20 protein-coding genes and 1 tRNA gene are annotated in these 22,729 nt (G+C 34.4%); 12 read left to right on the top strand and 9 right to left on the bottom strand.

What is annotated here, in order from left to right; all coding sequences use genetic code 11:
* Positions 1 to 9 precede the first annotated feature (9 nt).
* Genes AB0A59_RS07630 through ilvC form a run of 3 tightly spaced genes read left to right on the top strand, consistent with a single transcriptional unit; the run spans position 10 to position 3,596 of the window.
* Complete coding sequence (locus tag AB0A59_RS07630; protein WP_458747474.1) at positions 10 to 1,524, top strand: aminotransferase class I/II-fold pyridoxal phosphate-dependent enzyme; 1,515 nt, start codon at positions 10 to 12, stop codon at positions 1,522 to 1,524.
* A 47-nt stretch (positions 1,525 to 1,571) separates the two neighbouring features.
* A complete protein-coding gene (locus AB0A59_RS07625; RefSeq protein ID WP_458747473.1) occupies positions 1,572 to 2,531 on the top strand; it encodes a prephenate dehydrogenase/arogenate dehydrogenase family protein in 960 nt (319 codons plus the stop codon).
* A gap of 60 nt (positions 2,532 to 2,591) precedes the next feature.
* Positions 2,592 to 3,596 (top strand): ketol-acid reductoisomerase, encoded by a 1,005-nt coding sequence (gene ilvC / locus AB0A59_RS07620; RefSeq protein ID WP_458747472.1) that lies wholly within the window; start codon positions 2,592 to 2,594, stop codon positions 3,594 to 3,596.
* Between the two features lie 33 nt (positions 3,597 to 3,629).
* On the opposite strand, the gene AB0A59_RS07615 is transcribed toward ilvC, so the two are convergent.
* On the bottom strand, positions 3,630 to 4,082 hold the full coding sequence (locus AB0A59_RS07615) for a cobalamin B12-binding domain-containing protein (RefSeq protein WP_458747471.1): 453 nt from the start codon (positions 4,080 to 4,082) through the stop codon (positions 3,630 to 3,632).
* 156 nt (positions 4,083 to 4,238) lie between these two features.
* On the opposite strand from AB0A59_RS07615, the gene cofG reads away from it, so the two are divergent.
* From cofG to egtD, 3 genes are all read left to right on the top strand, one after another.
* Positions 4,239 to 5,468: a 7,8-didemethyl-8-hydroxy-5-deazariboflavin synthase CofG gene (cofG, locus tag AB0A59_RS07610; RefSeq protein WP_458747470.1), complete on the top strand. Its 1,230-nt coding sequence runs from the start codon at positions 4,239 to 4,241 to the stop codon at positions 5,466 to 5,468.
* A complete protein-coding gene (gene cofH / locus AB0A59_RS07605) occupies positions 5,458 to 6,711 on the top strand; it encodes a 5-amino-6-(D-ribitylamino)uracil--L-tyrosine 4-hydroxyphenyl transferase CofH (RefSeq protein ID WP_458747469.1) in 1,254 nt (417 codons plus the stop codon). Before cofG ends, cofH begins: the two co-directional genes overlap by 11 nt.
* A 102-nt stretch (positions 6,712 to 6,813) precedes the next feature.
* Entirely contained in the window at positions 6,814 to 7,794 is a 981-nt protein-coding gene (gene egtD / locus AB0A59_RS07600; protein WP_458747468.1) for an L-histidine N(alpha)-methyltransferase, read from the top strand.
* Between the two features lie 551 nt (positions 7,795 to 8,345).
* Here the strand turns inward: egtD and AB0A59_RS07595 are convergent.
* Positions 8,346 to 8,903, bottom strand: coding sequence for a nicotinamide-nucleotide adenylyltransferase (locus tag AB0A59_RS07595; RefSeq protein WP_458747467.1), 558 nt, complete (start codon positions 8,901 to 8,903; stop codon positions 8,346 to 8,348).
* Between the two features lie 50 nt (positions 8,904 to 8,953).
* Positions 8,954 to 10,627 (bottom strand): methionine--tRNA ligase, encoded by a 1,674-nt coding sequence (metG, locus tag AB0A59_RS07590; RefSeq protein WP_458747581.1) that lies wholly within the window; start codon positions 10,625 to 10,627, stop codon positions 8,954 to 8,956.
* Positions 10,628 to 10,869: 242 nt separating this feature from the next.
* Here metG and AB0A59_RS07585 point away from each other — a divergent pair, with 242 nt between their 5' ends.
* From AB0A59_RS07585 to AB0A59_RS07575, 3 genes are all read left to right on the top strand, one after another.
* The gene (locus tag AB0A59_RS07585; protein WP_458747466.1) at positions 10,870 to 11,175 is read left to right on the top strand and encodes a Rieske (2Fe-2S) protein; all 306 of its coding nucleotides are present in this window, start codon (positions 10,870 to 10,872) and stop codon (positions 11,173 to 11,175) included.
* 25 nt (positions 11,176 to 11,200) lie between these two features.
* Positions 11,201 to 12,616 carry a cysteine--tRNA ligase gene (cysS, locus tag AB0A59_RS07580; RefSeq protein WP_458747465.1) on the top strand — a complete coding sequence of 472 codons (1,416 nt, stop codon included), beginning with the start codon at positions 11,201 to 11,203 and terminating at the stop codon, positions 12,614 to 12,616.
* Between the two features lie 97 nt (positions 12,617 to 12,713).
* Complete coding sequence (locus AB0A59_RS07575; RefSeq protein WP_458747464.1) at positions 12,714 to 13,205, top strand: hypothetical protein; 492 nt, start codon at positions 12,714 to 12,716, stop codon at positions 13,203 to 13,205.
* 33 nt (positions 13,206 to 13,238) lie between these two features.
* Here the strand turns inward: AB0A59_RS07575 and AB0A59_RS07570 are convergent, their stop codons facing one another.
* From AB0A59_RS07570 to AB0A59_RS07555, 4 genes are all read right to left on the bottom strand, one after another.
* Positions 13,239 to 14,237, bottom strand: coding sequence for an LbetaH domain-containing protein (locus tag AB0A59_RS07570; RefSeq protein ID WP_458747463.1), 999 nt, complete (start codon positions 14,235 to 14,237; stop codon positions 13,239 to 13,241).
* Between the two features lie 113 nt (positions 14,238 to 14,350).
* On the bottom strand, positions 14,351 to 15,271 hold the full coding sequence (locus AB0A59_RS07565; RefSeq protein WP_458747462.1) for a class I SAM-dependent methyltransferase: 921 nt from the start codon (positions 15,269 to 15,271) through the stop codon (positions 14,351 to 14,353).
* Between the two features lie 261 nt (positions 15,272 to 15,532).
* Positions 15,533 to 16,759, bottom strand: a complete 1,227-nt coding sequence (locus AB0A59_RS07560) for a site-2 protease family protein (protein WP_458747461.1) — start codon at positions 16,757 to 16,759, stop codon at positions 15,533 to 15,535.
* A gap of 256 nt (positions 16,760 to 17,015) precedes the next feature.
* Entirely contained in the window at positions 17,016 to 17,396 is a 381-nt protein-coding gene (locus AB0A59_RS07555) for a translation initiation factor IF-5A (RefSeq protein ID WP_458747580.1), read from the bottom strand.
* A 352-nt stretch (positions 17,397 to 17,748) separates the two neighbouring features.
* Between AB0A59_RS07555 and thiD the strand changes: the two genes are divergently transcribed.
* The gene (gene thiD / locus AB0A59_RS07550) at positions 17,749 to 19,089 is read left to right on the top strand and encodes a bifunctional hydroxymethylpyrimidine kinase/phosphomethylpyrimidine kinase (protein WP_458747460.1); all 1,341 of its coding nucleotides are present in this window, start codon (positions 17,749 to 17,751) and stop codon (positions 19,087 to 19,089) included.
* 34 nt (positions 19,090 to 19,123) lie between these two features.
* Positions 19,124 to 19,837, top strand: a complete 714-nt coding sequence (locus tag AB0A59_RS07545) for a nucleotidyltransferase family protein (protein WP_458747459.1) — start codon at positions 19,124 to 19,126, stop codon at positions 19,835 to 19,837.
* 206 nt (positions 19,838 to 20,043) lie between these two features.
* Here AB0A59_RS07545 and bioD read toward each other — a convergent pair whose 3' ends face one another.
* Positions 20,044 to 20,751, bottom strand: a complete 708-nt coding sequence (gene bioD / locus AB0A59_RS07540; RefSeq protein WP_458747458.1) for a dethiobiotin synthase — start codon at positions 20,749 to 20,751, stop codon at positions 20,044 to 20,046.
* A 404-nt stretch (positions 20,752 to 21,155) separates the two neighbouring features.
* Between bioD and bluB the strand changes: the two genes are divergently transcribed.
* On the top strand, positions 21,156 to 21,866 hold the full coding sequence (gene bluB, locus AB0A59_RS07535; protein WP_458747579.1) for a 5,6-dimethylbenzimidazole synthase: 711 nt from the start codon (positions 21,156 to 21,158) through the stop codon (positions 21,864 to 21,866).
* Between the two features lie 272 nt (positions 21,867 to 22,138).
* Here the strand turns inward: bluB and AB0A59_RS07530 are convergent.
* Positions 22,139 to 22,213: transfer RNA gene (locus AB0A59_RS07530), tRNA-Met, on the bottom strand.
* Positions 22,214 to 22,729 lie beyond the last annotated feature (516 nt).

Raw genomic sequence — 22,729 nt, 5'->3', positions numbered from 1 at the left:
GATTCGAAAATGTCCATAGAAGAAGTTAATATCCTGAGAAAAGACATGAAAAAAATTACGAACCAGATTATGGAGCTTGTCAATCAAAGGATGGAGATTGCAAGAAAAATCGGAACGATAAAGACCCATTTGAATCTTGACATTATTGATGATAAGGTGGAATTGGACATAAAGAGTTATTTGTGTAGCAACTCAAAATATTTAGATTTAGACCCAGAATTTTCAGGCAGGATTGTTAACATGTTAATCAACGAATCAGTCAGAATCCAGAATTTGGAAAAAAATAAGATAAAAGTTGGACAAGAAAAGGTTACTCCTATTACCATTTCTCAGGGCCATCAGTCTCAGCCCGCTCATCCGAGGGATCAAAATGAGTTTGCCAAATTTCAAATTAAATCGCATCTTGATGTCTTTAATGCAGCAAAAAATCTAGAGTTACAAGGATACAAAATAATACACATGGAAGTAGGAGAACCTGATTTTCTACCTCCAATAGAAGTCAAGAATGAATTAACCAAGATTTATGAAAATCACAAGTTTCATTATACTCAGACTGCCGGTATTAAAGATTTGCGGACAGGTCTGTCAAATCATATTTCCAATTTTTCAGCTAACAACGGTTTTGATATTTTTGAACCAATAAGTCCTGAAAAGATAATTGTTACTCCTGGAGGTAGGTTTGGGATATTTTGCGCATTTTCTGCACTTTTAAGACCTGGTGATGAAATAATTACAGTTGAACCGGCTTGGCCGGCTTGCCATGATTGTGCAAATTATCTAGGTGCAAAAAATAGGATAGTAAAGACTAAATTGGAACAGAATTGGGAGCCTGATATTTCTGAAATAGAAAATCAAATTAATATTAATACAAAAATAATTTGTCTGAATTATCCAAACAATCCAACAGGAAAAATCCTGAGTAAAAAAACCTATGACAATATAATCGATATGGCTCGCAAAAAAGAAATTTATCTACTCAGCGATGAAGTCTATTCTAATTACGCCTACGAACCGTTCCGCAGCATTATAAATTTTGACTATGACAAATCAATACTGGTCGGTTCGTTCTCAAAAACATTTGCAATGACTGGATTTAGGGTCGGCTTTGTATATTCTAGGGATAGCCAATTAATCAACAAACTTATCAGAATACAGGCATTAGCTTTAACTTCAGTTGCAGAACCAATGCAATTTTGCGCATTGCTAGCGCTGAATTCTAATCCTAAAAAAAACAACAAGGTAATGAAGAATCGGTTAGATTTGCTATGTAAACATTTGAAAAAATTACCATTCGAATTTACCTATCCTGAAGGAGGGATGTATGTTTTTGCAAGGATTAAGGATGAGTTGGATTTATCTGACTTGAAACTAGTAGAATTATTATTAAATCATGGAGTAGCAGTAGCACCAGGCAGTGGATTCGGATCAAATTATTCTAATTACGTCAGGTTATCTACCTGTTTGGAGGAAAATAAAATGATCGAAGGTTTGGAAATTATTCATGACTTGGTTAATAAACTCTAACTATGACTATGTCTGCAATAATATTCGCCTTTAACTGAAATAACAATATGTCAAACATTTTAATTGTTGGAGCGGCCGGAAGAATGGGAAGATGGTTTTTTGACTATTTTATTAATTTGCGCAAAGAGCAATCTAAAGATCTATATCTAAGAAAAAAAACCATCAAAATAGAAAAGATCTTTTTAGTTGATATTAATAGGATAGAATACTTTGATATATCAGAAACTGAAAATGTTTATACTTCCAAAAGTATCACTAGATTTATTAAAGATTCAAAGATAGTCATTTTATGTACTCCGATTAAGGAAACTCGCAAGATCCTTGATAGACATACAAAGTCATTAGAACCAGGAACAACTACAATTGAAATTTCTTCTGTAAAAAATCCTATTCATAAGTACATGTCAAATATTTCACAGAAATACAATTATTTGAAATTTCTTTGCATCCATCCCATGTTTGGTCCAGGGGCTCAAGTTAGTTCCTCAGAGAACATAATAATGCATGTGCCACTTAGTTTATCTGGTATCAGTCCTGAATCAAGGATCTTGGCTAGACTATTTCCAAAATTAAAAAGATTCTTAGTTGATACACCAGAGAAGCACGACACTCTCATTGCTATTCTTATTAGTCTAATTTACTTCATTAATCTTGTTTTCTCTAAACTTTTAATTGAAATATCAACTAACAAAATACTGAAAAAGGAAAAGGATTTATTAAAACTATTAAAACAGTTATCTGGTAGTTCATATAAGATTCAATCGTTACTGAGTGAGAGTATATTAACGGACGACCCACCACTTTTCTTGACTCTATTTCTCGGAAGCGACAAGGCAACTGAAATAATAAAAAAGTACGGTAAGATTTACAACAGAGTATCAAAAAAAGTAGAACAAAAAGACGAAAAATACTTAAAGAATCTTGTTATTGATACAAAAAGAAATATCAAGAATCAAATCGATATTGATTATTCTTACGATTTGCTTTACAGGTTCTTAAATAATTAAATTATTTATTGATAAATCTAGATCAATAAGAACATATATGTTTCATTTTCATTTCAATTCATGACAATAAGGAGATGGCTTGACAATGAAGTCTCTTTGGATCCATTAAAAAATCTAAAGATAGCAGTCATTGGTTATGGTATTCAAGGCGCTGCACAGGCTTCTAATATGAAAGATTCAGGTTTGGATATTTGTGTTGGTTTGCGACCAAACGGGAATACATGGACAAAAGCGCAAGCTGACAACCACAAAGTAAAAAGCGTTAGTGATGCAGTTAAAGAGTCTGATATTATTCATATATTAATTCCTGATATGGAGCAAGAGTCGACTTTTAAAAGCCAAATATTTCCGTATTTGACAGAAAACAAGACAATTAGTTTTTCACATGGAGCTGCAATACATTGGAAGTGGATTGATCCCCCTAAGAATATTGACGTCATAATGATTGCACCAAAAGGACCGGGTCAAAGAGTACGCGAATTGTATTTAGATGGATTTGGGACACCCTCACTTGTTGCTGTGCATCAAGATTATACAAAAAAAGCTTGGGAAAAAACATTGGCATTAGCTAAATCTATTGGGAGCACAAAGCCGGGCGTTTTAGAAACCACATTTAAAGAAGAGGTGGAAACGGATTGGTTTGGGGAGCAAGTTGATTTATGTGGTGGAGTACACCAGATGATTCTCAAGTCATTTGAAACACTAGTAGAAGCAGGTTATCACCCAGAAATAGCTTATTTCGAATGCTTGCACGAATTGAAATTAATTGTAGATTTAATTCAAAAGTATGGAATTACCGGCATGTACAATAGAGTAAGTGAAACGGCGAGATACGGCGGACTTACAAGAGGTAAACGTGTCATTGACGGAGACTCAAAAGCCAAAATGAAAGACGTTTTAGAAGAGATCCAATCCGGACAGTTTGCAAAAGAATGGGTTAACAACTACAAAAAGGATAAAAAATCGACCTTTAGTGGGATGATAAGTGAGCTAGAGAACCATGAAATTGAAAGAGTAGGCAAGGATTTAAGGAGAATGATGTGGCCGCAAGATAAGATAGAGTAAAAATCGAAACCCATAAACAGTCCTACTAAAGATTCAATCCCTTTTTACATTTTTTTTAATATGTCCAATAATTTGATCAAGGGAAGTTCCTGGTCCAAAATTCCCTGTAATGCCTGCTTTTTCCAGTTCGCGCTTGTCTGATTCGGGTATAACTCCTCCGCCTACTAATAAAATGTCATCTATATTTTGTTCTCTTAGCAGCCGCGACACTTTGGGAAATAGTGTTAGGTGAGCCCCGTTGAGGAGACTCATTGCAATTACGTCTACATCCTCTTCAATTGCAGTTTTTACAACTTGTTCAGGTGTACAGAATAATCCAGAATAGATTACCTCCATTCCGGAATCACGGAGGGCTCTACAAATCACCAAAGCGCCCCTATCGTGACCATCTAAACCCAATTTTGTAACCAAAATCCTGATTCTCTTTTGAGACAGGTCTTTTGAATTTTCCTTCTCTAGAGTCTCCTTTATCAATGAAGTGGTCATATTCTATAATAATATATATCCCGAGCTTAAAATATTTTATATTATTGTTACATTATTATGGACGCTGTAGACTACTATTTGGTAGAAATATCATCTTGAACTTAATCATAGTAAGGCTTTAATGTATAGATTCATTATGTAATTCATTAAAAATAAATGGCTTTAAATGGAATCCAAAATTATCAATATTTACCAAAAAAATTCTATTCCAACGAAATCATTTACAAGATAATCGAAAAAAAAATGATTGACACTCAAGAACTCAAGGGTCTGTTGAGTACTGCCGAGATCAAGGATTTGAGCCTTTTGGCCTCGTTTCTCCGTAATAGGACAGGTAGCAAGTTTGTCACCTACTCTAGAAAGGTTTTTATCAATTTAATTAATTTGTGCAAAGATTCATGCTCGTATTGTACTTACAAAAAAGAACCCACAAATAGCCAAGCTGTAATGCTTAGTCCGTCTCAAGCAATAACAATTGCTAAACTCGGAGCGAAAGCGAGATGTACGGAAGCATTGATTGTGACCGGTGAGAGGCCAGAAGTCAAATATAAAGAGGCAAAACTGTGGCTTAGGCTACTTGGACATCGGAATCTAACCGAGTTATTAGCAGATTTGAGTGACAAAATACTTTCACAGACAGGCATGTTACCTCACACTAATGCTGGAAGCCTGACAAAGAAGGAAATGTCCATGTTACAATCTACAAATGTAAGTTTGGGTATGATGCTGGAGAGCTCGAGTGAAAGGTTGGTTGATAAGGGGAAGGCTCATGAAAAAGCTCCAAGCAAAAATCCCAAGGTTAGAATAAAATCCCTAATTTCAGCGGGGGAGCTCAATTTTCCAATTACTACAGGACTGTTAATTGGCATAGATGAAACCTTTGATGAAATAGTAGATTCGTTGTTACTAATAAACAACATTAATAAGCAATTTGGTCACATTCAAGAGGTAATTATACAAAATTTTTTACCAAAAAAAGGGACAGTGATGGAATTCGCAAAATCTCCTTCATACTCTTACTTTTTAAGATGTATTACGGCAGCTCGAATAATATTAAAAGATATTAGTCTTCAGGTCCCACCGAATCTAAGCCCTGAGATATTTTCAAATTACCTGGATTCGGGAATTAATGATTGGGGTGGCATCTCGCCGATTACACCAGATCATGTTAATCCAGAGTCACCCTGGCCGACGATTGATAAAGTTAGTAAGGTAACTAGAGATAAGGGGTTTGCTTTGAGGGCACGATTGCCGGTATATCCAAAATATATAATTGATCCGGCCTTATCAAAGAAATTCGTGCATAAATCCCTTAAAGACTATATAGAACCGTTGAGAGATAAATACGGCTTGGTCAGAGAGGAGTTTGTTAAAAATGAACATTGAGGAGATTTTTAGGAATATCGATCCCGAAATTTCTGCAATCCTTGGCAGGGCTTTAGATGGGAAAGAAATCTCATCGGCCGATACTTTAAAGCTTTTTGAGACTACTGGATCAAGTTTGTCGCTGGTAATTATAGTTGCTGATGAGTTAAGAAGGCGCGCAAATGGTGAAATTGTGACTTATGTCATAAACAGAAATATTAACTTTACAAATGTCTGTATAAAGCAATGTGGTTTTTGTGCATTCAGTAGAGATTTTAGAGTCGAAGAGGGCTATCTTTTACCAATCGAAGAGATAGTAAGGAGAGCTAAAGAAGCATGGCAGCTTGGAGCGACTGAAATATGTATTCAGGCAGGACTGCCACCTAAAATGGATGGATTTTTTTATATCAACATATGCAAAGCGATAAAGAAGGAATTACCTGAGATTCATATTCATGCCTTCTCCCCAGAGGAAATTTTGTATGGATCCACATTGTCTAACACTAAAGTTCATGATTATTTAAAGATGCTAAAGGAGGCTGGACTGGGAAGCTTACCTGGCACCTCCGCTGAGATTCTTGTAAAAGAAGTACGAAACAAGATTTCTCCTGGTCGAATCAACATAGAACAGTGGGTTGACATAATTTCTACGGCTCATAAGCTTGACATTCCAACGACTTCCACGATAATGTATGGACATATTGAAAGTAATAACGATATCGTTACTCATTTAGAGATAATAAGAGATATCCAAAAACAAACCGGTAAATTCACCGAATTTGTTCCCTTAAGTTATGTACACTACGACGCTCCAATGTCTAACCATCATTTAGTCAAAGATTTAAGGGCCGGCGCTGATGGTTTAGAAATTTTGAAAATACATGCGATTTCACGAATTTTTTTCAATAATTATATTAATAACCTTCAGGTTTCATGGGTCAAAGAAGGCCCAAAATTATCACAAATATTGCTTAGTGTAGGAGCCAATGACCTGGGTGGCTGCTTAATTAACGAAAGTATATCAACATCGGCAGGGTCACGGTATGGACAATTTATAAGACCTGTAGATATGCGTAAGATCATCAAATCGGCAGGTAAGATACCCGCACAGAGAACGTCAAAATATGAGATTATTAAAGATTTCAAAACCAATAAGGAAATCGAGTCAGAAAATTCCCTAGACAAAATCAATCCTAAAATATTTGGTTCATATAATGAACTGATCAAATTGAATAGCTTTAGGTTTAAGGTCAAGAAAAGTTAACCTGGATATGGTTGGAAGCGTATACCCAATTCTATAATTACGTATCTCATAGACAATGATAACAAAAATATTTATATCTTACTTCTAAAAATAAATTAAAATTTGCATTTTGATAATAACAACGAAGAATTTAGAACCGATATCTTAAGAGGACTATCTAATCCCATTCAAAAATCAATACCTTCTAAGTATTTATACGATAGTAAAGGTTCTTACCTGTTTGAACAAATAACGGTTCAGCCTGAATATTATCCAACTAGAACTGAAAATAGTATACTAGAAGAATATTCCACCTCTATTTTGCAACATATATCAAAAGAGATCATTTTAATAGAGATGGGAAGTGGTAGTTCAAAGAAGACCAAACATCTATTTGATTCAATATTAAAAAAACAAGACAAATTATATTACTTTCCAATTGATATTTCATTCAATTTTTTGGATTCTGTAGTAAATGATTTGGAAACAAAGAATCACAATATACGGGTAAAAGGGATCCCCAACGATTATATAAATGGTATCAAAGATTGTAATAATATCTTATTTGAAAATAATTTTAAATTTGATTCTTTTTCTAGACTGATAGTTTTCTTTGGTTCTAGTATAGGAAATTTTGAAGTTGATGAGGCAAGAGACTTTTTAAAAGCGGTTCGAATCAATATGAATGATAAGGACTTTCTCTTAGTTGGTTTTGATATGATAAAGGATGAATTTATTATTGAACCTGCTTATAACGATAAAGCAGGATTTACTGCGCAATTTAATTTGAATTTGCTAACCCGAATGAATAGGGAGCTAGGTTGTAACTTTGATCTCGGCGGGTATATACATTATGCCTTCTTTAACAAGAAAAAAGATAGAATCGAGATGCATTTGAAATCGAAATCGGATCAAGAATTTAGAGTATCGGGATCTAGTAAAATATTTAAGATATCTCATGGCGAAACTATCCACACCGAAAGCTCATACAAATATAGTAAAGAAAAAATCCAAGAATTGGCGATTAGATCTGGGTTTTCGCTTGAGAAGGTTTTCTCTGATAAGAATAATTGGTTCAATCTTGTCATGCTAAAACCGTGTTGATTCTTCCAACTACTCTTTTAATCAAACACTGCTCCAAAGATTACAAGAATAATTTGATGGGGATTACCCTTAAAGGCAGACTAGAATAGTGTTCAAGAGCAAAAAAAATGTATTTTTGAGAAGTCCTGAGAAATCTATTGATTTATTGTATTCGCTTGGACAATTTTCTGATACATGATCAAAGAAGGAAAAATTCTGACCCTAACTTACAGGATCAGAGAACTAACGTCAAATTCGATTTTATACACAATGGAGTAGAAAGCGAGAATATTTCAAAAATTTTACTTCAAGAACATCTTTTATCCATGTCACCTTATTAATTCTAAGGATTAGATTTTTTTTCATTTCGAAAACATAACAGCAAAAAAAAAATTGTCATTTGCTAACGTGCTTATCTTTCATTTAGAAGTATCGATTTATCTTAAATCTTTTCAGATAAATATACTAGTTAGGGAGAAATTTACACAGTGAATCATATTCGTGATGTGTTTTTATTACGATTTAGAAATAGTAAATTGGAATAGATACAACATAGTGATAATTCTCTCTTCTTAATTTTTGGGTTCGGAAAAAGGAGAATCCATCCAAGTTTGGTAGATATTCCTAATGCGCTCTACTGCATGAATTTCACTAAAGATGTTTCTTACTGATTCAGAAACCAATTCTTGCCATTTAGCGTTATCCTCAAGAATCAATTTCCGTATTATTGATCCTTTTAATAGAGTTTCTTTAAATAATTTTGGCTTTCTGATTATTACGGGTTCTTTTTTAAGTAGGGTTCTGATAAAATTGTTTCCAGTATAAAGGACCTTAAATGGAGGACTTAATGATATAATATTGCTAAACCATTTCGCATTGTTTTCATCGTCAGTAGCATTAACCAAGAATACTTTTGACATGTCAATTTTTGATTCTATGAGGGTATCTCTAATCATCCAAATTCTTTCTCCAGCTGTAAAAGGGTTCTTTAGGGTGTAATTGGTTTGCGAACTTCCTATAAGAATAATTATTCCATCATTTTCAGCCAAAACTTGGCGGACTAGATTCAAATGTCCTAAATGGAATGGTTGAAATCGTCCTATCATTGCCGCAGCCATGTTCGTAGTCATCTTAATCAAGGAAACAAAGAATATAATTTTTAGCTCAGGTTTTATTTTTTTTATTTGGTATCCAAAAATTCGGCCTTTTGATCTTCAATTTCAGCTCTTTCAATCCTTTTAAAAATTGGAATAATGTGGTCGCCGATGTTATGATCTTGAGGAATTCTTAATTCAGACGCTGAATACCAGTCTTGAACTTCTAAATCTTCAGGAATTGCTAACTGTTTCCAGATTTTTTGAGCGGATGATGGGATGAATGGAAACAACATTATGGCAATTGATCTTACTGCATTAGTAGATATCCAAATGGTATTATTTGCATCTTGACGTGACTTCCAAGGTTCTTTAGACTGGAAGTATTGGTTAAAAAATGAGCTAAACTGTAGAATCATCTTCATAGCCTTATCTAATTCGTTTCCATAAATTAACTCTCCTACAGCGTAAGCGATTTGTGCTATCTTTACTAAAGCTTCTTTATCTAGTTCATCCAAAGAAGTCCTTACCGGTACCTTTCCATTAAATTGTTTCTTGGTAAAGGATAGTGTGCGGTTGATAAAGTTTCCTATGTTTGAAATAAGCTGATTATTAATTTTTTCATAAAAACTATCCCAATCAAAATTAATGTCAGATTGTGAATAAGGGATAATTGTAGAAAAATAGAACCTAAGATAATCTGGGTCAAACGACTTTGTAAATCCTCCTAAAGTTATCGACCAATTTTTACTCTTTGATAACTTTCTATTTTGAAATAGCAGATGACCTCTTGTCACTATTCTATCAGGCAATTTGTATTCACTTTTAATTCCAAGCCTGATAGCAGGCAGAAACAAGTAATGATGATAGATTATATCTTTCCCTATAAAATGAATGATTTCAGAATTATTCCAAAGTTTTTTACCCTCTTTCTTAAGAACGGTCTCTGCAAAGGTATTAAACGTTGAAATATAGCAAAGGTGATTGTCAAACCACCCGTAAAATACTTTGTTTTCATAATTTTGAAATCCCTGAATTTTTGGTATGGGTACGCCCCAAGTTAAATCCCTTGTTATATCCCAATCCTGCAATCCTGCAGTTATCCAGTTTAAAACATATTTTACTACATCCTCTTGTAAAGTCCTATTATTGGAGAGCCATATTTTTAGAGATTCCTCGAAATCAGATAGTTTAAAAAAATAATGGAGACTTTCCTTCCTTATAGGGGGTCTTCCGCAAAGGGCGCATTTGGGATCCAATATTTGTTCAGGCACTCTTCCGCATGATTCACAAAGGTCGGAATACTGACCTTCTGAGTTACAAAATGGGCATCTACCTATTACGTATCTATCTGGAAGGTATTTGTTATCAAATGAACAAAAAAACTGAACCACAGTCTCTTCTTTGAGGTGATTGTTTTTAGACAGGTTCATAAATACATCCTGTACAAACTTTATATTTTGAGGAGAACTAGTTTTAGAAAAGTAATCAAAATTAATGCACATGGATTCAAAATCTTTTTTGTCTCTCTCGTTCCACTCTCTGACATACTCTGCAGGTGTCTTTCCCTCCTTCTCTGCTTTTATCAGTATAGGTGTTCCATAATCGTCTGTAGCACAAATATGATAAATTTTGCTACCGGTTGATCTGACAAACCTGGTAAAAATATCGGCTGGCAGATAAGTTGATGCAATATGTCCCAAGTGAATAGGACCATTCGCATAAGGTAAGGCCGAAGTAACTATAAGGCTTTTTCCTATATCAATCCTAGGGCTTTTATATTTTTCATTTTCCTTAAGAATATCATGGATGTCATCTGATTTGGAATTCGGATTTCCAGAATCTGAATAAGCTCTAATTGAGTCATGGTTGTTGTTTTCGGACAGATTGTTCATTTATGCCTAACTTGTATACCCCTAATTCTTGAATTTAATTTAACTGTATATGAATCAATTAGTAAAAAAACATTTATAATTTTTGACAATGCATTACCTATTGTCAGATGACATGGATTAAAGTAGCCAGTAAAGACGACATTCGAGAAGGCAGTGGTAAAGAACTTAGCATTAATGGACAAAGGATCGCTCTATTTTTATCAAAAAACAAATACTATGCTATCGAGGCACTTTGTAGACATCAAGATGGGTCTTTGGCACCGGGCAAGATTAACGGAGAAATCGTCGAATGCCCACTGCACTTTTGGCATTACAACATTAGAACAGGCGAATTATTGGATTATATGGAAGGTATAAAATTAACCACTTTCCCTGTTGAGATTAGAAAAAATGAAATCTATCTAGACGTATAGTCTTTACGCTAATATTCCTCTAGAAATGAAATTAAGCAATACATTAACAAACAAGTTAGAAGAAATTAATATATCCGATGATGTAATAAAAATTTACTTATGTGGTGTTACCGTATATGATGATTGTCACATTGGGCATGCAAGAACTATAATAGTTTTCGATGTACTAAGACGGTTCCTAGAGGTACAAAATGCAAAAGTGGTATTCATACAGAATTTTACGGACATAGATGATAAGATAATAGCAAAGGCTAGCAGTGAACACACTAGTCCAGAACAAATCTCTCAGGCATATACCGATAGCTACTTTAGGGATTTTGAAGCATTAAACGTCATAAAGGCCACATCGTACCCTAAGGTAACGGAGCATATTCCAGATATCGTTGACTTCATTAGTAAATTAATTGAAAAAAATAAAGCTTATGTGGGATTAAATGGAATTTACTTTAAAGTTAAATCTTACAACGGGTATGGCAAGTTATCTAAAAAGGACAAAGAATCGATATTTTCTGGTGCGAGGATTGAGGTCGATAAATCGAAAGATGATCCACGAGATTTTGCTTTGTGGAAATTCAGCTCTTCAAAACCAACGTGGGATACTCCATGGGGAAAAGGGAGACCGGGTTGGCATATTGAGTGTTCAGTTATGGCTTCAAAGTATCTCGGGGTTAATATCGATATACACGGAGGGGGCCAAGATCTTATTTTTCCACACCACGAAAATGAAATTGCACAATCAGAAGGATTATTTGAAACCCAGTTCTCGAAATTATGGATGCATGTGGGGATGGTAACAATCAATTCTGAAAAAATGTCAAAATCTATTGGAAATACAGTCAAGATCTCAGAACTATTAAAAGAAGTGGGGCCGAATGTAATTAGATTATTTTGCATTTCCTCTCATTATACTAAACCGTTGGATTACACCCAGGACATAATTAATGAAATGAAAAGCCGGTGGGATCAGATTTCTAATGCATATTGCGAACTTGAATTTCGAACCAGAAATTCTTTTATTTATGAGACCTGTAATTCAGTTCAACAACCACTGCTAGATGAGTTAACTAAATATCTAAGTTTATTTGAAGAATATCTCGGTAATGATTTAAATTTTGCAAATGCCATGACTGTATTTCTAAAATTTGTCTCAAGGCTAAATAATTTTTTTGCCGTAGATAATCCGGTAGATATTAGATTCCTAAACAAAACCTTTGGTATGTTAAAAAAATTTATATTCGTAACTGGGTTGAGAATCGACCAGGTATCTCCAGAGGAGATCAAAGAGATAGATGATCAAATATACAAAAGAAACTTATTACGCTCTGAGAAAAACTATTTAGATTCGGACAAAATAAGATTGGAACTTTTTACTAGATTTAATATCGATTTGATTGATCATAAAGGATTTACATTGTGGAAGAGGAGATCAACTAGAGTCTAAACATAGGTCAGCCTAAAACATTAATTTCTTATTAACATAGTCAAGATTAACAAAAAGATAGGCGAGAATTTTTATCTAAGTAATTTCATTTGATTACATGAACAAATCCAATAAATTAAAGACCATGATTTTGTTTTCATTATCATCAGTAGCTATTATTTTGTTATTCTTTGTGAATGTGGGCTCAGTACAAACGTCGCAGGAAGAGTACGCTAACTATTTTGCTAGCCTCACACAGGATTCAGCGAATCTCACCAGAGCTTATCAAGACGAAATCGGCCTCTGGCAATTGGGAGAGATATCAAATGAAACGATGGCTGAATTGACAAACAACTACTTAGTAAACTTTACTACACAGATGAATAAATTCAATCAAACACAAGCTCCCGATTCCTTTGAGTCTGCCAAGAAGAGTCTGGTCAACTCATTTTACAATGAGATCAAAAGCTATCAGGTCTTTAGGGAATATTTACTGACAGGTAACGAATCTCTTAATGAAATTTCAACTAACTTCTTATCGGAATCTCTTAAAGACGAAGTAATGGCTTTTGAGTCGTTTAAAGAGGTAACAAACAAGACATCTGCATGAATAAATATATTTTAGCTAATCTAATAAATTCAACTATTTTGAAAAAATTGTGCCTGCCGGGATAATTGAATCTGGGGGAATCTTACGACCAGGCAGGATTATAACTGAAGCGCCAATAGAACTGTTATTGGAAACGACTGTGCCAAAATGGTTCCTTCCTGTATCGATTAGTTCATTATCAATCCTGTATTGCACATTCTTTCTAGTCAATAAAACATTTGCAGTCCCAGAGTACCCACCAAACCAAACGTTCTTTCCTATTATACTGTCCAAAATCACGTTATGGTGGGAAATCTTAGCATTTCCTGCGAAATATGTCTTTCCTATTTCGCAGTTAAAACCAATGCTTGTGTTATAATCCAGCATACTGTTGCGGACTAACGAACCCATGCCAATAAAGCTACCATTACCTATATAAGATGGACCTTTAATTTTTGCGAAATCATCTATTACAACATTGTCTTCAATAATACAAGGACCTTCAATAATTGCAGTTTTTGCAATTGTTGCCCTATTGGAAATAATTGAATATGTTACCTCACCCTTAAGGAGTTCCTGTATAATATCTAAAAATTCCCATGGATACTGAAATTTGTAATATTCAATACTTTTTCTAGTCGACCTTTTTCCTATTACAGTATTACAAGGGAGGAACAACAAATTCTTGTTTGTAACTAGTGTATTTTGTTGAATATGACTGCTGGAGGATTCACTATGGTTTTTCTCATTAACGTCGAATTTAGAGGCCTTTAATTCACTTTTTACTAATTTGTGGTAAGTATTTTCATTAATTTCCTCTACTGGTATATCTGTTGTCGATTTTATGATGCTTGAAATGAAATTAAGTTTTCTTGGAATTAATACAGTCTCTAAATTATACAACGAATTAATTAATTCTATGTTCCTTGTGATTAGAGCCCTTCCAAAAAGATATAAAGAACAGTTTGAGGGTATAGAACTATCGACCTCGCTCTCGTTGTAATCTAAAAATGAATAAGACTTTGAAGAGGACTGCATAAATAGTACTTTCATTATATCCGCTATCTCTTTAGTAAATTGATATAATTAGATTTTGGAAGAAGGTTCATAATTTTTTACTGTGGAAATACTATTGGTCAAGTAGTACGGAAGAATGTCACATAAGTTTAATACTTGTGTTTTGATATTTTTTTTGCTTCAATTAAGTCGAGGAAGTAGAACAAGTATGTTCGCTCATTAACTTTTAAGATCCAAGGGATAAATGCCTCTTTTTTTGTCCTAAGAGTAACTTCAAAACCTTTTTTCTCCATTGTTGAACGGAGTATCTGATCATTCATATTTCTATTATAAACTATTTCTCGATTGTAATCGTATGGAGTAGTTGTAATAAACAGGGAGTGCGGCTTTAGTAGATTATGTATCGTGGACAAAAGATCATCAACTGGTAAGAACTCGACAATATTCAATCCAAATATCAGATCATAAGTTTGGTTTCTAAAAGGTAAATCCAAGATGTCAGATACTATGAATTCCATATTTGTTACCTCCAGTTCCTTTATCTTTTTCTTGGCCTCTCGAATAAAGGAAAATGAGGAATCTACCCCAAAAACAAATGAAAATTTTTTTGCTAACTCAACTGTAGATAAACCTAACGCGCATCCCAGATCTAATGCTATACCCTCAGGATTGAAAGGAATATTTGATGTCACTTTCCTATATACGTCAGATGGTTTTATTTTCCATCTCATAAGGTGCAGAAATTTATCACTTTCAAAATTTTCATTGTGAAGCCATTTGTAACTTTGAAAATATAGACCATCGTCCTCATATCGGTCCTCTTTTGGATGATTCTTCTCCAAATCCAACGATAAGTTTTTCAAAAAAGTCTTCATCTCTTCACTTCTACAATCTGAAAACCATTTACCGAATATTGACATTCGTTTTGAGACATACTTCGCAATATCGTTAATTACTATTACAATGCCGTCTATTATGGGAAATTTCTTTTTACATTCAGGACAATTTAAAAAACCTTCAATGCACTCATTCTGATCCAGAGGATCGATTATATAACTTTCTAAATACAAGGGATACTTTTTTTCGATATGGTTTATACAGTAAAAAAATTTAAAATTTAAAAGGGAAGTTTTCAATGATCCTATTTTTTTGCATTGTATTATAGATGTTTGTTTAACTCTATGTAATATTTATGAAGGGAAAAACCAAATTATTACTTCAATAAAATTAGAACTTATCCGGCCGAATTAGCTTGACCCGACAATACTTGAAGTGTTTATCAGCCTCCATTTGGCATTAGCATCGTCAGTTAATCAAACCATGGTATCCATTTATTTCAATAGGTATGGTAGTGCAATTGAGAGGACAACAATTATTACCATTCCGTATGTCAGTATTTTTGAAGCATGTCTGATGATTCCCTTTTTGTTCTGAGTTTTCTTATCTATCAATGAGTTGTATAACTGGCCTCCGTCTAGCGGGCCAATTGGTAAAGCGTTAAAAATAGCTACATTGAAATTTATGAACCAGAGCCAGAAAAACAGACTTGCTGGTATCGTGTAATATGAACCAAATAACGGCGATGTATATTTGTCGGCCATAAAATCAGAATAAGGGACCATTCCTTGTACAAATGTTGGTGGAGCGAGTAAAGCTAACGGAGATGTAAAAATCATAGAGTTGTACCTGTCCAATACCTCTTTTGGGTCTGCTACTGGAGTGATTGACACCCCTAAAATTCCCTTACCAGGCTCTCTTTGCGGTGGTAGTGTTGCCTGCTTAATTGATTTCTGACCATTCTCATCTGTTATTCCGATCGTAATTATTTTCCCCAAATTCGCGTTTAAATTTTCATTAAGTTCCGTTGGATTTCGAATCTGGTTGTTCTGAATTTGTTGTATTATAGTCCCTTTATCCAATCCAATTGATTCTGCAAGTGAACCTTGATTAACATTAGTTACTACCACCCCGAACGATGCTGGATCAATCGGCTTTGTTATGACCAATGTGGAAGTTATTAAGAGTATAACGAACAAAGAAATAGCCGCTAAAACTATATTTGTCATTGGCCCTGCAGTTAGGATAGAACTTTTCTGTTTAGTTGAAATCCTATTAAGTTCGTCTCTTTCAATATTAACAAAAGCCCCAATCGGAATTCCTAAAAACAATACTAGTCCGGTTGATTCAACCTTAACACCGTATACCCTAGCAATTACTCCATGGCCGGCTTCATGAACTATGATAGTAACTACTAAAGCAATCCAACCTTCCCATATTGGCAAATAAGGATTGAGCCCTGGGATCAACAAATTGGCTTGGGGACCTACTCCACGAGCACCCTCTCTTATAGTTTCACTAGAAAATAAGGCAGCCACTGAGCCTATAATTAGGAATAAAGCCATGATAGTGATAAGTGGCATTAAATAAGTATTGAATTTTGCATAAAATCTTGCAGCTTTAGTTTGTGAAACTTTATCAAAGAATTTTAAACCGTACGGTGTATGAATTAATATTAGGGGTAAATGAAGATCAAACTTTATTTTTGATTGCTGTTCCAATTAAGTAATGTGAACATTATTATTATTTAAATGCATCATAACAAACTTTTTGAAGGTTTTTCGCATTAGTAGAGCCAGAAGAATCGTTGAATGATGGTGGTCTAGCCAAGTACAGGCTTCGAATTCAGGTTTTTCTACATTAATTAAACAATCTAATTCGGACCTGTCTAACGATATAGATATTCTAACTATATCCTTTATTCATATTATGGGAGGGAAAAAAGAGGTCCCATGGTTCCGATCTAGAGTTTTTATTTTACCCTTTTACTCGCACAATTTTTATCCTTTCCAGTACCTTCCAATACTCAACTTCGCCCCCCTGGTTGATTTTATCTCTAATTTCATCTTCAACAGCTGATGTTTCAAAGACCTCAAATGTTTCAAGATCCATAATTTGCAATACTTGGCCAGCGATTGAAATGATTTGTCCGCTCCTCTTATCTATAAGCGGAACTTCAACGTTCGCCGAAACTGGAGAAACTAGACTATGCCTTGAGCCGTCGAAAACACCCATTGCTGCGACTCGAGCTTTAGCGGAACCATGTTTACCTGGCTTACTATGATCATAAGAAACAATTCTACATGGTTCTCCGTCAATAATAATATAAGAACCAACCTTCAAGCTACCAAGGTCCATAGGCTTACTCAATAATAATCAGAAAAATTGACATGAAATGCATATTTAACAGTTATGATCGATTGCTTGCTTTTTATTAGAATATGGGTACCATATTCGATTCAGTTAATATTAGAAGCAATTTATTCAGAAAGTGGATGTAGATTGAATTTACATGTTCCCACGATTTGTTATATTTTATCCCTAGATAATATTATCACAATATGGAATGAGACATCATCAGATGAAATCTGCATTTTAGCCTTTCTTACATTCGCCCTAAATCTGTGAAATACTTTCAGGGCAGAGAAGAGACACTAATTTATAACTTGAACCAATTCAATAGAGGGGTAATAAGCGATTGAAAAAGGTAATGACGATTGCAGGAAGTGATTCATCGGCTGGCGCCGGGATACAGGCAGACTTAAAGACATTCTCGGCTTTAGGTGTTTACGGCACTACGGTAATAACTACATTAACTGCTCAGAGTACCGATACTATTTCTGATATTCTGGTGGTTCCATCAAAATTTTTTAAGAATCAATTAGTTACTACTTTGGAAGATATCAAACCACATGTCATAAAAATCGGCGTTCTTTACAGCAAATCGATAATAAATATTGTCAAGCTTGTTTTAAAAAACTATAAGACTCCCATCGTTGTTGATCCCGTACTATATTCTGGCACCGGTATTAAATTACTAGACGATGATTCGTATGAACTATTTAGAAAAGAGATTATCCCTTTGGCCTATGTAATTACTCCCAATCTCAAAGAAGCTGAACTTGTCTCAAAGATTAACATAACAAACAAGCATAATATGATTAAAGCAGCATCAGAGATATTCAAGTTAGGAGCTTCAAATATCATTATTAAGGGGGGTCACCACGGGAGAAAGGACGAAAAGGTGGTAGACTTGTTATTTAAGGAAAAGTGCATGAAACCGCATCAAATTGTACATGAGCGGTTGAAAATCGGTGAAACCCATGGTACTGGATGTAACTTTTCTGCGGCCATCGCCTCGTTTCTAGCCCAAGGATACGATATCGGTGAATCATTCCAGCTAGCCAATTCGTACGTACATGAGGCTTTAAAGAATTCGATAAAAATTGGTGGCGGGGTACTGGTATCTAATCCGTTATATCAAATGTATAAGAATTCTGAAAAGTTCAAGGTGTTAAGAGAGTTACAAGATTGTGTAACGATTTTGGAAAACATGGACAATTTTTTTCAGCTTATACCCGAGACTAAAACAAACTTTGTATATTCAATAGAAAAACCGCAGGATTTAAATGACATTGCAGGAGTACTGGGTAGAGTAACTAGTATAGGGATTAACATCAGGACTCCAAATCTAATCCAATTCGGAGCTTCGGTTCATGTATCAAACGCTCTTTTAGCGGCAAACAAATTCAATTGGTTGTTTAGATCTGCTATCAATATTCGCAACAATCAAAATATCATTAAAATCTGTGAGAAGAACTTTAAATGCTCCAGATACTTTAGGACTAAAGAACCAGGGCAGGTTAAGAAATTGGAAGGAGCATCGATAAAATGGGGGGTCAGCGAAGCTTTTCGACATGGACATAATGTGGAGATAGTTTATCACGATGGCGATTTAGGAAAGGAGCCCATGGTTATTGTGTTTGGATATAACCCTAGGGATGTTTTACAAAAAGTAAAAATCATTCTGCGGGAATATGTTGATAACTAATATTTTAAATAATGATTGATTATTCTTATTTTTTGTGAAAGCCGTAATATTAGCTGGTGGTCTAGGAACAAGACTGCAACCCTATACATTCTTTATACCAAAACCAATGTTGCCTTTGGGCAATAAGCCCCTGCTCGAATATCTTGTTGAATGGCTCGTAAAATCTAAAAAAATAAATGAGATAATTATTTGTGTGAGTTATCTACACAGATCAATAGAAGACTATTTTGAAGACGGTACTCGATTTGGCATAGATATAAAATATTCTCGGTCAGATAGACCGTTGGCTACAGCGGGACAATTAAAGACTGCCGCCAAGTATCTAAAAGAGCCTTTTGTTTGTCTATACGGAGATTCAGTCTATGAATTCCCATTAGATCGGATGATTGAAAATCATTTCGAAGATAAAGCCTTCATTTCTATGGCCCTTTCAAGTTACAAAACCAATCTCAAATATGGATTTATTGAGCACAGTGATAAAGAAAAAATGCTTGTTTCTGAGTGGAAGGAAAAACCAGAAATTTCTGGACTGATAAATATAGGATGCTATGTTTTTGAGCCGCAGTTTTTAGACTTAATTCCAGACTCCATCTCCTTTGGAATGGACGAAGCAGTGAGAGAATCAATAAGATCTAAAAGGAAAGTAAAATCATTTATAGTGGAAAATGGGAGTTTTATGGATATTGGGGATAAAAAGTCATACTTAGAAGCGTACAAGTTGTATGTTAAGAAACTGGGTAAGATATAACTAATCTAAAACTCTTTTTTAGATATAAACGATTGAATTTCCAGCAATGGTTCAGTACTTATGCGTGAGACAGGATAAAGACTTTTCACCGTTTACTGGGTAACTATTTTTGTTATAATACAAACTAGCATTTGGCAAATTAATTCATAAATTCTATAATATCTTGCATATTACCCTGTCACCAAAGAATATACCTAAGAGCTAAGTTAGCTAGAAGGATTAATGTCAATTAGATTGGCAATTTTAGAAAATGTGGAAGTATTAAATTTGAGGTTATGGATGGTCGGGATTATACCTAGTATAGGTAACTTTGTAAACTTTTTAAGAAAATTCGGAATTTCTGCCTCAATTTGGCTTGCAGGATTGGGCATATTATTTACTACTATTCCTTTTATAGGAATACCACTTGTTTGACAAATTTTTACACTAAGCAACGTGTGATTGAATGTGCCTAATTTCGGAGTTGCTAAGATGATAACTCCAAGTTTAGTTAACTTTATAAAATCCAGTAACGTGTGTTTACGGTTTATTGGTACCATTATTCCGCCTATTCCCTCGACTATTATGTAGTCATATTTTTTCTGCAAAAATTTGAATTTCTTAATCGCAAATTCTAACGATGGTGGTTTTAAGTTGAGCAAACTGCTAGCCATATATGGTGAACAAGGTAAAGAGTAAAAATATGGGTTCAAATTCACCTGTTTTTCTTTTAATTTAATGGCCCCAACCAGGATTGCTAAATCTTCTGAATTATAGTCGTTAGAATACACTGAAACTCCTGTTGCAAATGGCTTCATTACACAAATTTTTCTAATACTCTTAGAGAATTTCCATGCCAAAGAAGCTGTTATTAATGTTTTTCCAATCCCAGTATCAGTTCCAGTCACAAAAATACCATCAGACAAGCTACTCATTTATGAAACCAAGTCTGATTATATAGTTTGCTATGTATAATTTATCTCAAGTATTATCCATTCTTCTACGTATGGCCCTCGATACTATGCTATAATGATACCTAATAGACAGCAGATAGGTAACGCTATGAAACAGAATTATGAAACGAGAATGGATTTAAGAATTGTCGCCAAAGCTCTACAGTAAATAATCAAAATATCCACTTAGAAGTTAGACTAGGTTATTTGCCTTCCTGGCAGATCTGAAATCAAGAATTCCAGGGTGACTAAATTGTTATTGATCTACTGTGATAGAAGAATCGATAAAAAGTATTAATAATATTCTAAATTACTATTTTAGTAAAAGTATAAATCTATATTGAATTATGGTAATTTCAGTTAATAGATAATTGACAGATAATAGAATGGGGCATTTTAATGAAACTGAAAAAGAGATCTTTTATAAAATCATTCATTCTCGTAGGGACGTAAGGCGAAATTTTACGAGTAAGAAAATAAGTAATAAAGTATTGTTGCGGATTTTAACAGCTGCCCATCATGCACCATCTGTAGGATATTCACAGCCATGGAATTTTATTTTGATAAGAGACAAAGCCAGTAGGCTAAATATCAAAGAGTCATTCTCTAAAGAGAGATTAAAATCAATTGAATTGCTTGAAAAAGACAGCGAAAAGAAAAAGAAATATCTAAGTCTAAAATTAGAGGGAATATTAGAATCCAATCTAAACATATGCGTTACATATGATCGCAAACGATTCGGGCCTTTTGTAATTGGGAGAATGACCATGAAAGAGGCTGGAATCTATAGTGTTTGCTGCGCCATCCAAAATTTGTGGCTTGCTGCACGTGCCGAAAATATAGGAGTAGGCTGGGTAAGTATTGTCGATAATAAAGCCTTAAGAAGAATTCTCAAGATCCCTTCCACCATTAAACCCGTTGCTTATTTGTGTCTAGGCTATGTAAATAAATTTGAGGCCCTGCCTGATTTGCAATCACAAAATTGGTTAAGTAGACTTGAGTTAGAAAAAGTCATTAACTACGAACTGTGGGAAGATAGTAAGCGTCCTATTGAATGGGAAGGCTTCAACCAACGCTTAACCAGCAAGAAGTTTTGATAGTTTGGTGGCATATTATAATAGGACAAAGTTTTTGAATCTTGGCAAAAAAATCAAATAGATTAATAATAAAAGGGTGATATTTATCGCCTATAAACTAGAGACAGTATTAGTCTATTTCGCAAATTCTTCCTAGGTTTTTTTGATTTTTGCAAATCAAGTGGTATTCCGGCTATGGTTAATTTAAATATTGCTAAAGTACTGCATTTTTGAAAAATATTGTATGGTGTTTAATAAATATTGCAGGATTAATGAATTAAAGCAAAAAAAAGTGCCGGAGGCGGGATTTGAGCCCGCGACCTTTCGATTATGAGTCGAACGCTCTGACCAGGCTGAGCTACCCCGGCAAGCCCAGCTCTGATATTTATAAGCAAATCAAATAAAATATACGTGCAATATATTCTAAACTAACATTAATCTCGCATCCAAAGCAGGTTAAGATGGCCCATCTATACTCATAGATGTGTAGGACTTGCGGTGACCACTAGAAGAACGATCCATCGCCTTGATTAAGACTGGAGTTCTTGCCATTTTCTAGAGTCTATCGTCTGGGAATTCGAATCGGCTTCACCGAGTTTTTAGCAGTTGATGGGTCGTAGGTTTGTAGGTATAAGTTTATTTTTCGACTGTATGGCTAGTAAAGTCAAATGACATCCTAAATTTGCATCCCGATCATCCTCTTTTCAACACCTAATAAATGACCTAATATGAAATCTACAGATAAAAATAATTTCAATTAGAGAATTGATAAAATAATACTATTCTCCCTGGAGTCAGTAAATTTGATTGAATAAAAAAAGTCTAACTACAGGCATCAGACCAGTTGTAGGGGGTAATCTGCATATTCAGAATAAGTTGAGAAC

The organism is Candidatus Nitrosocosmicus sp. T (assembly GCF_054408485.1).
This window is presented reverse-complemented; position numbering and strand designations above follow the sequence as displayed.

Excerpts from the sequence above, each read along its gene's own strand:
- AB0A59_RS07625 (WP_458747473.1), top strand. The coding sequence starts at position 1,572 with ATGTCAAACATTTTAATTGTTGGAGCGGCCGGAAGAATGGGAAGATGG.
- bioD (WP_458747458.1), bottom strand. The coding sequence starts at position 20,751 with ATGAGTAGCTTGTCTGATGGTATTTTTGTGACTGGAACTGATACTGGG.
- AB0A59_RS07555 (WP_458747580.1), bottom strand. The coding sequence starts at position 17,396 with ATGGACCTTGGTAGCTTGAAGGTTGGTTCTTATATTATTATTGACGGA.
- cofG (WP_458747470.1), top strand. The coding sequence starts at position 4,239 with ATGGCTTTAAATGGAATCCAAAATTATCAATATTTACCAAAAAAATTC.
- cofH (WP_458747469.1), top strand. The coding sequence starts at position 5,458 with ATGAACATTGAGGAGATTTTTAGGAATATCGATCCCGAAATTTCTGCA.
- ilvC (WP_458747472.1), top strand. The coding sequence starts at position 2,592 with ATGACAATAAGGAGATGGCTTGACAATGAAGTCTCTTTGGATCCATTA.
- AB0A59_RS07615 (WP_458747471.1), bottom strand. The coding sequence starts at position 4,082 with ATGACCACTTCATTGATAAAGGAGACTCTAGAGAAGGAAAATTCAAAA.
- thiD (WP_458747460.1), top strand. The coding sequence starts at position 17,749 with ATGACGATTGCAGGAAGTGATTCATCGGCTGGCGCCGGGATACAGGCA.
- AB0A59_RS07570 (WP_458747463.1), bottom strand. The coding sequence starts at position 14,237 with ATGAAAGTACTATTTATGCAGTCCTCTTCAAAGTCTTATTCATTTTTA.
- AB0A59_RS07595 (WP_458747467.1), bottom strand. The coding sequence starts at position 8,903 with ATGACTACGAACATGGCTGCGGCAATGATAGGACGATTTCAACCATTC.
- AB0A59_RS07630 (WP_458747474.1), top strand. The coding sequence starts at position 10 with ATGTCCATAGAAGAAGTTAATATCCTGAGAAAAGACATGAAAAAAATT.
- bluB (WP_458747579.1), top strand. The coding sequence starts at position 21,156 with ATGGGGCATTTTAATGAAACTGAAAAAGAGATCTTTTATAAAATCATT.
- cysS (WP_458747465.1), top strand. The coding sequence starts at position 11,201 with ATGAAATTAAGCAATACATTAACAAACAAGTTAGAAGAAATTAATATA.
- AB0A59_RS07575 (WP_458747464.1), top strand. The coding sequence starts at position 12,714 with ATGAACAAATCCAATAAATTAAAGACCATGATTTTGTTTTCATTATCA.
- AB0A59_RS07585 (WP_458747466.1), top strand. The coding sequence starts at position 10,870 with ATGACATGGATTAAAGTAGCCAGTAAAGACGACATTCGAGAAGGCAGT.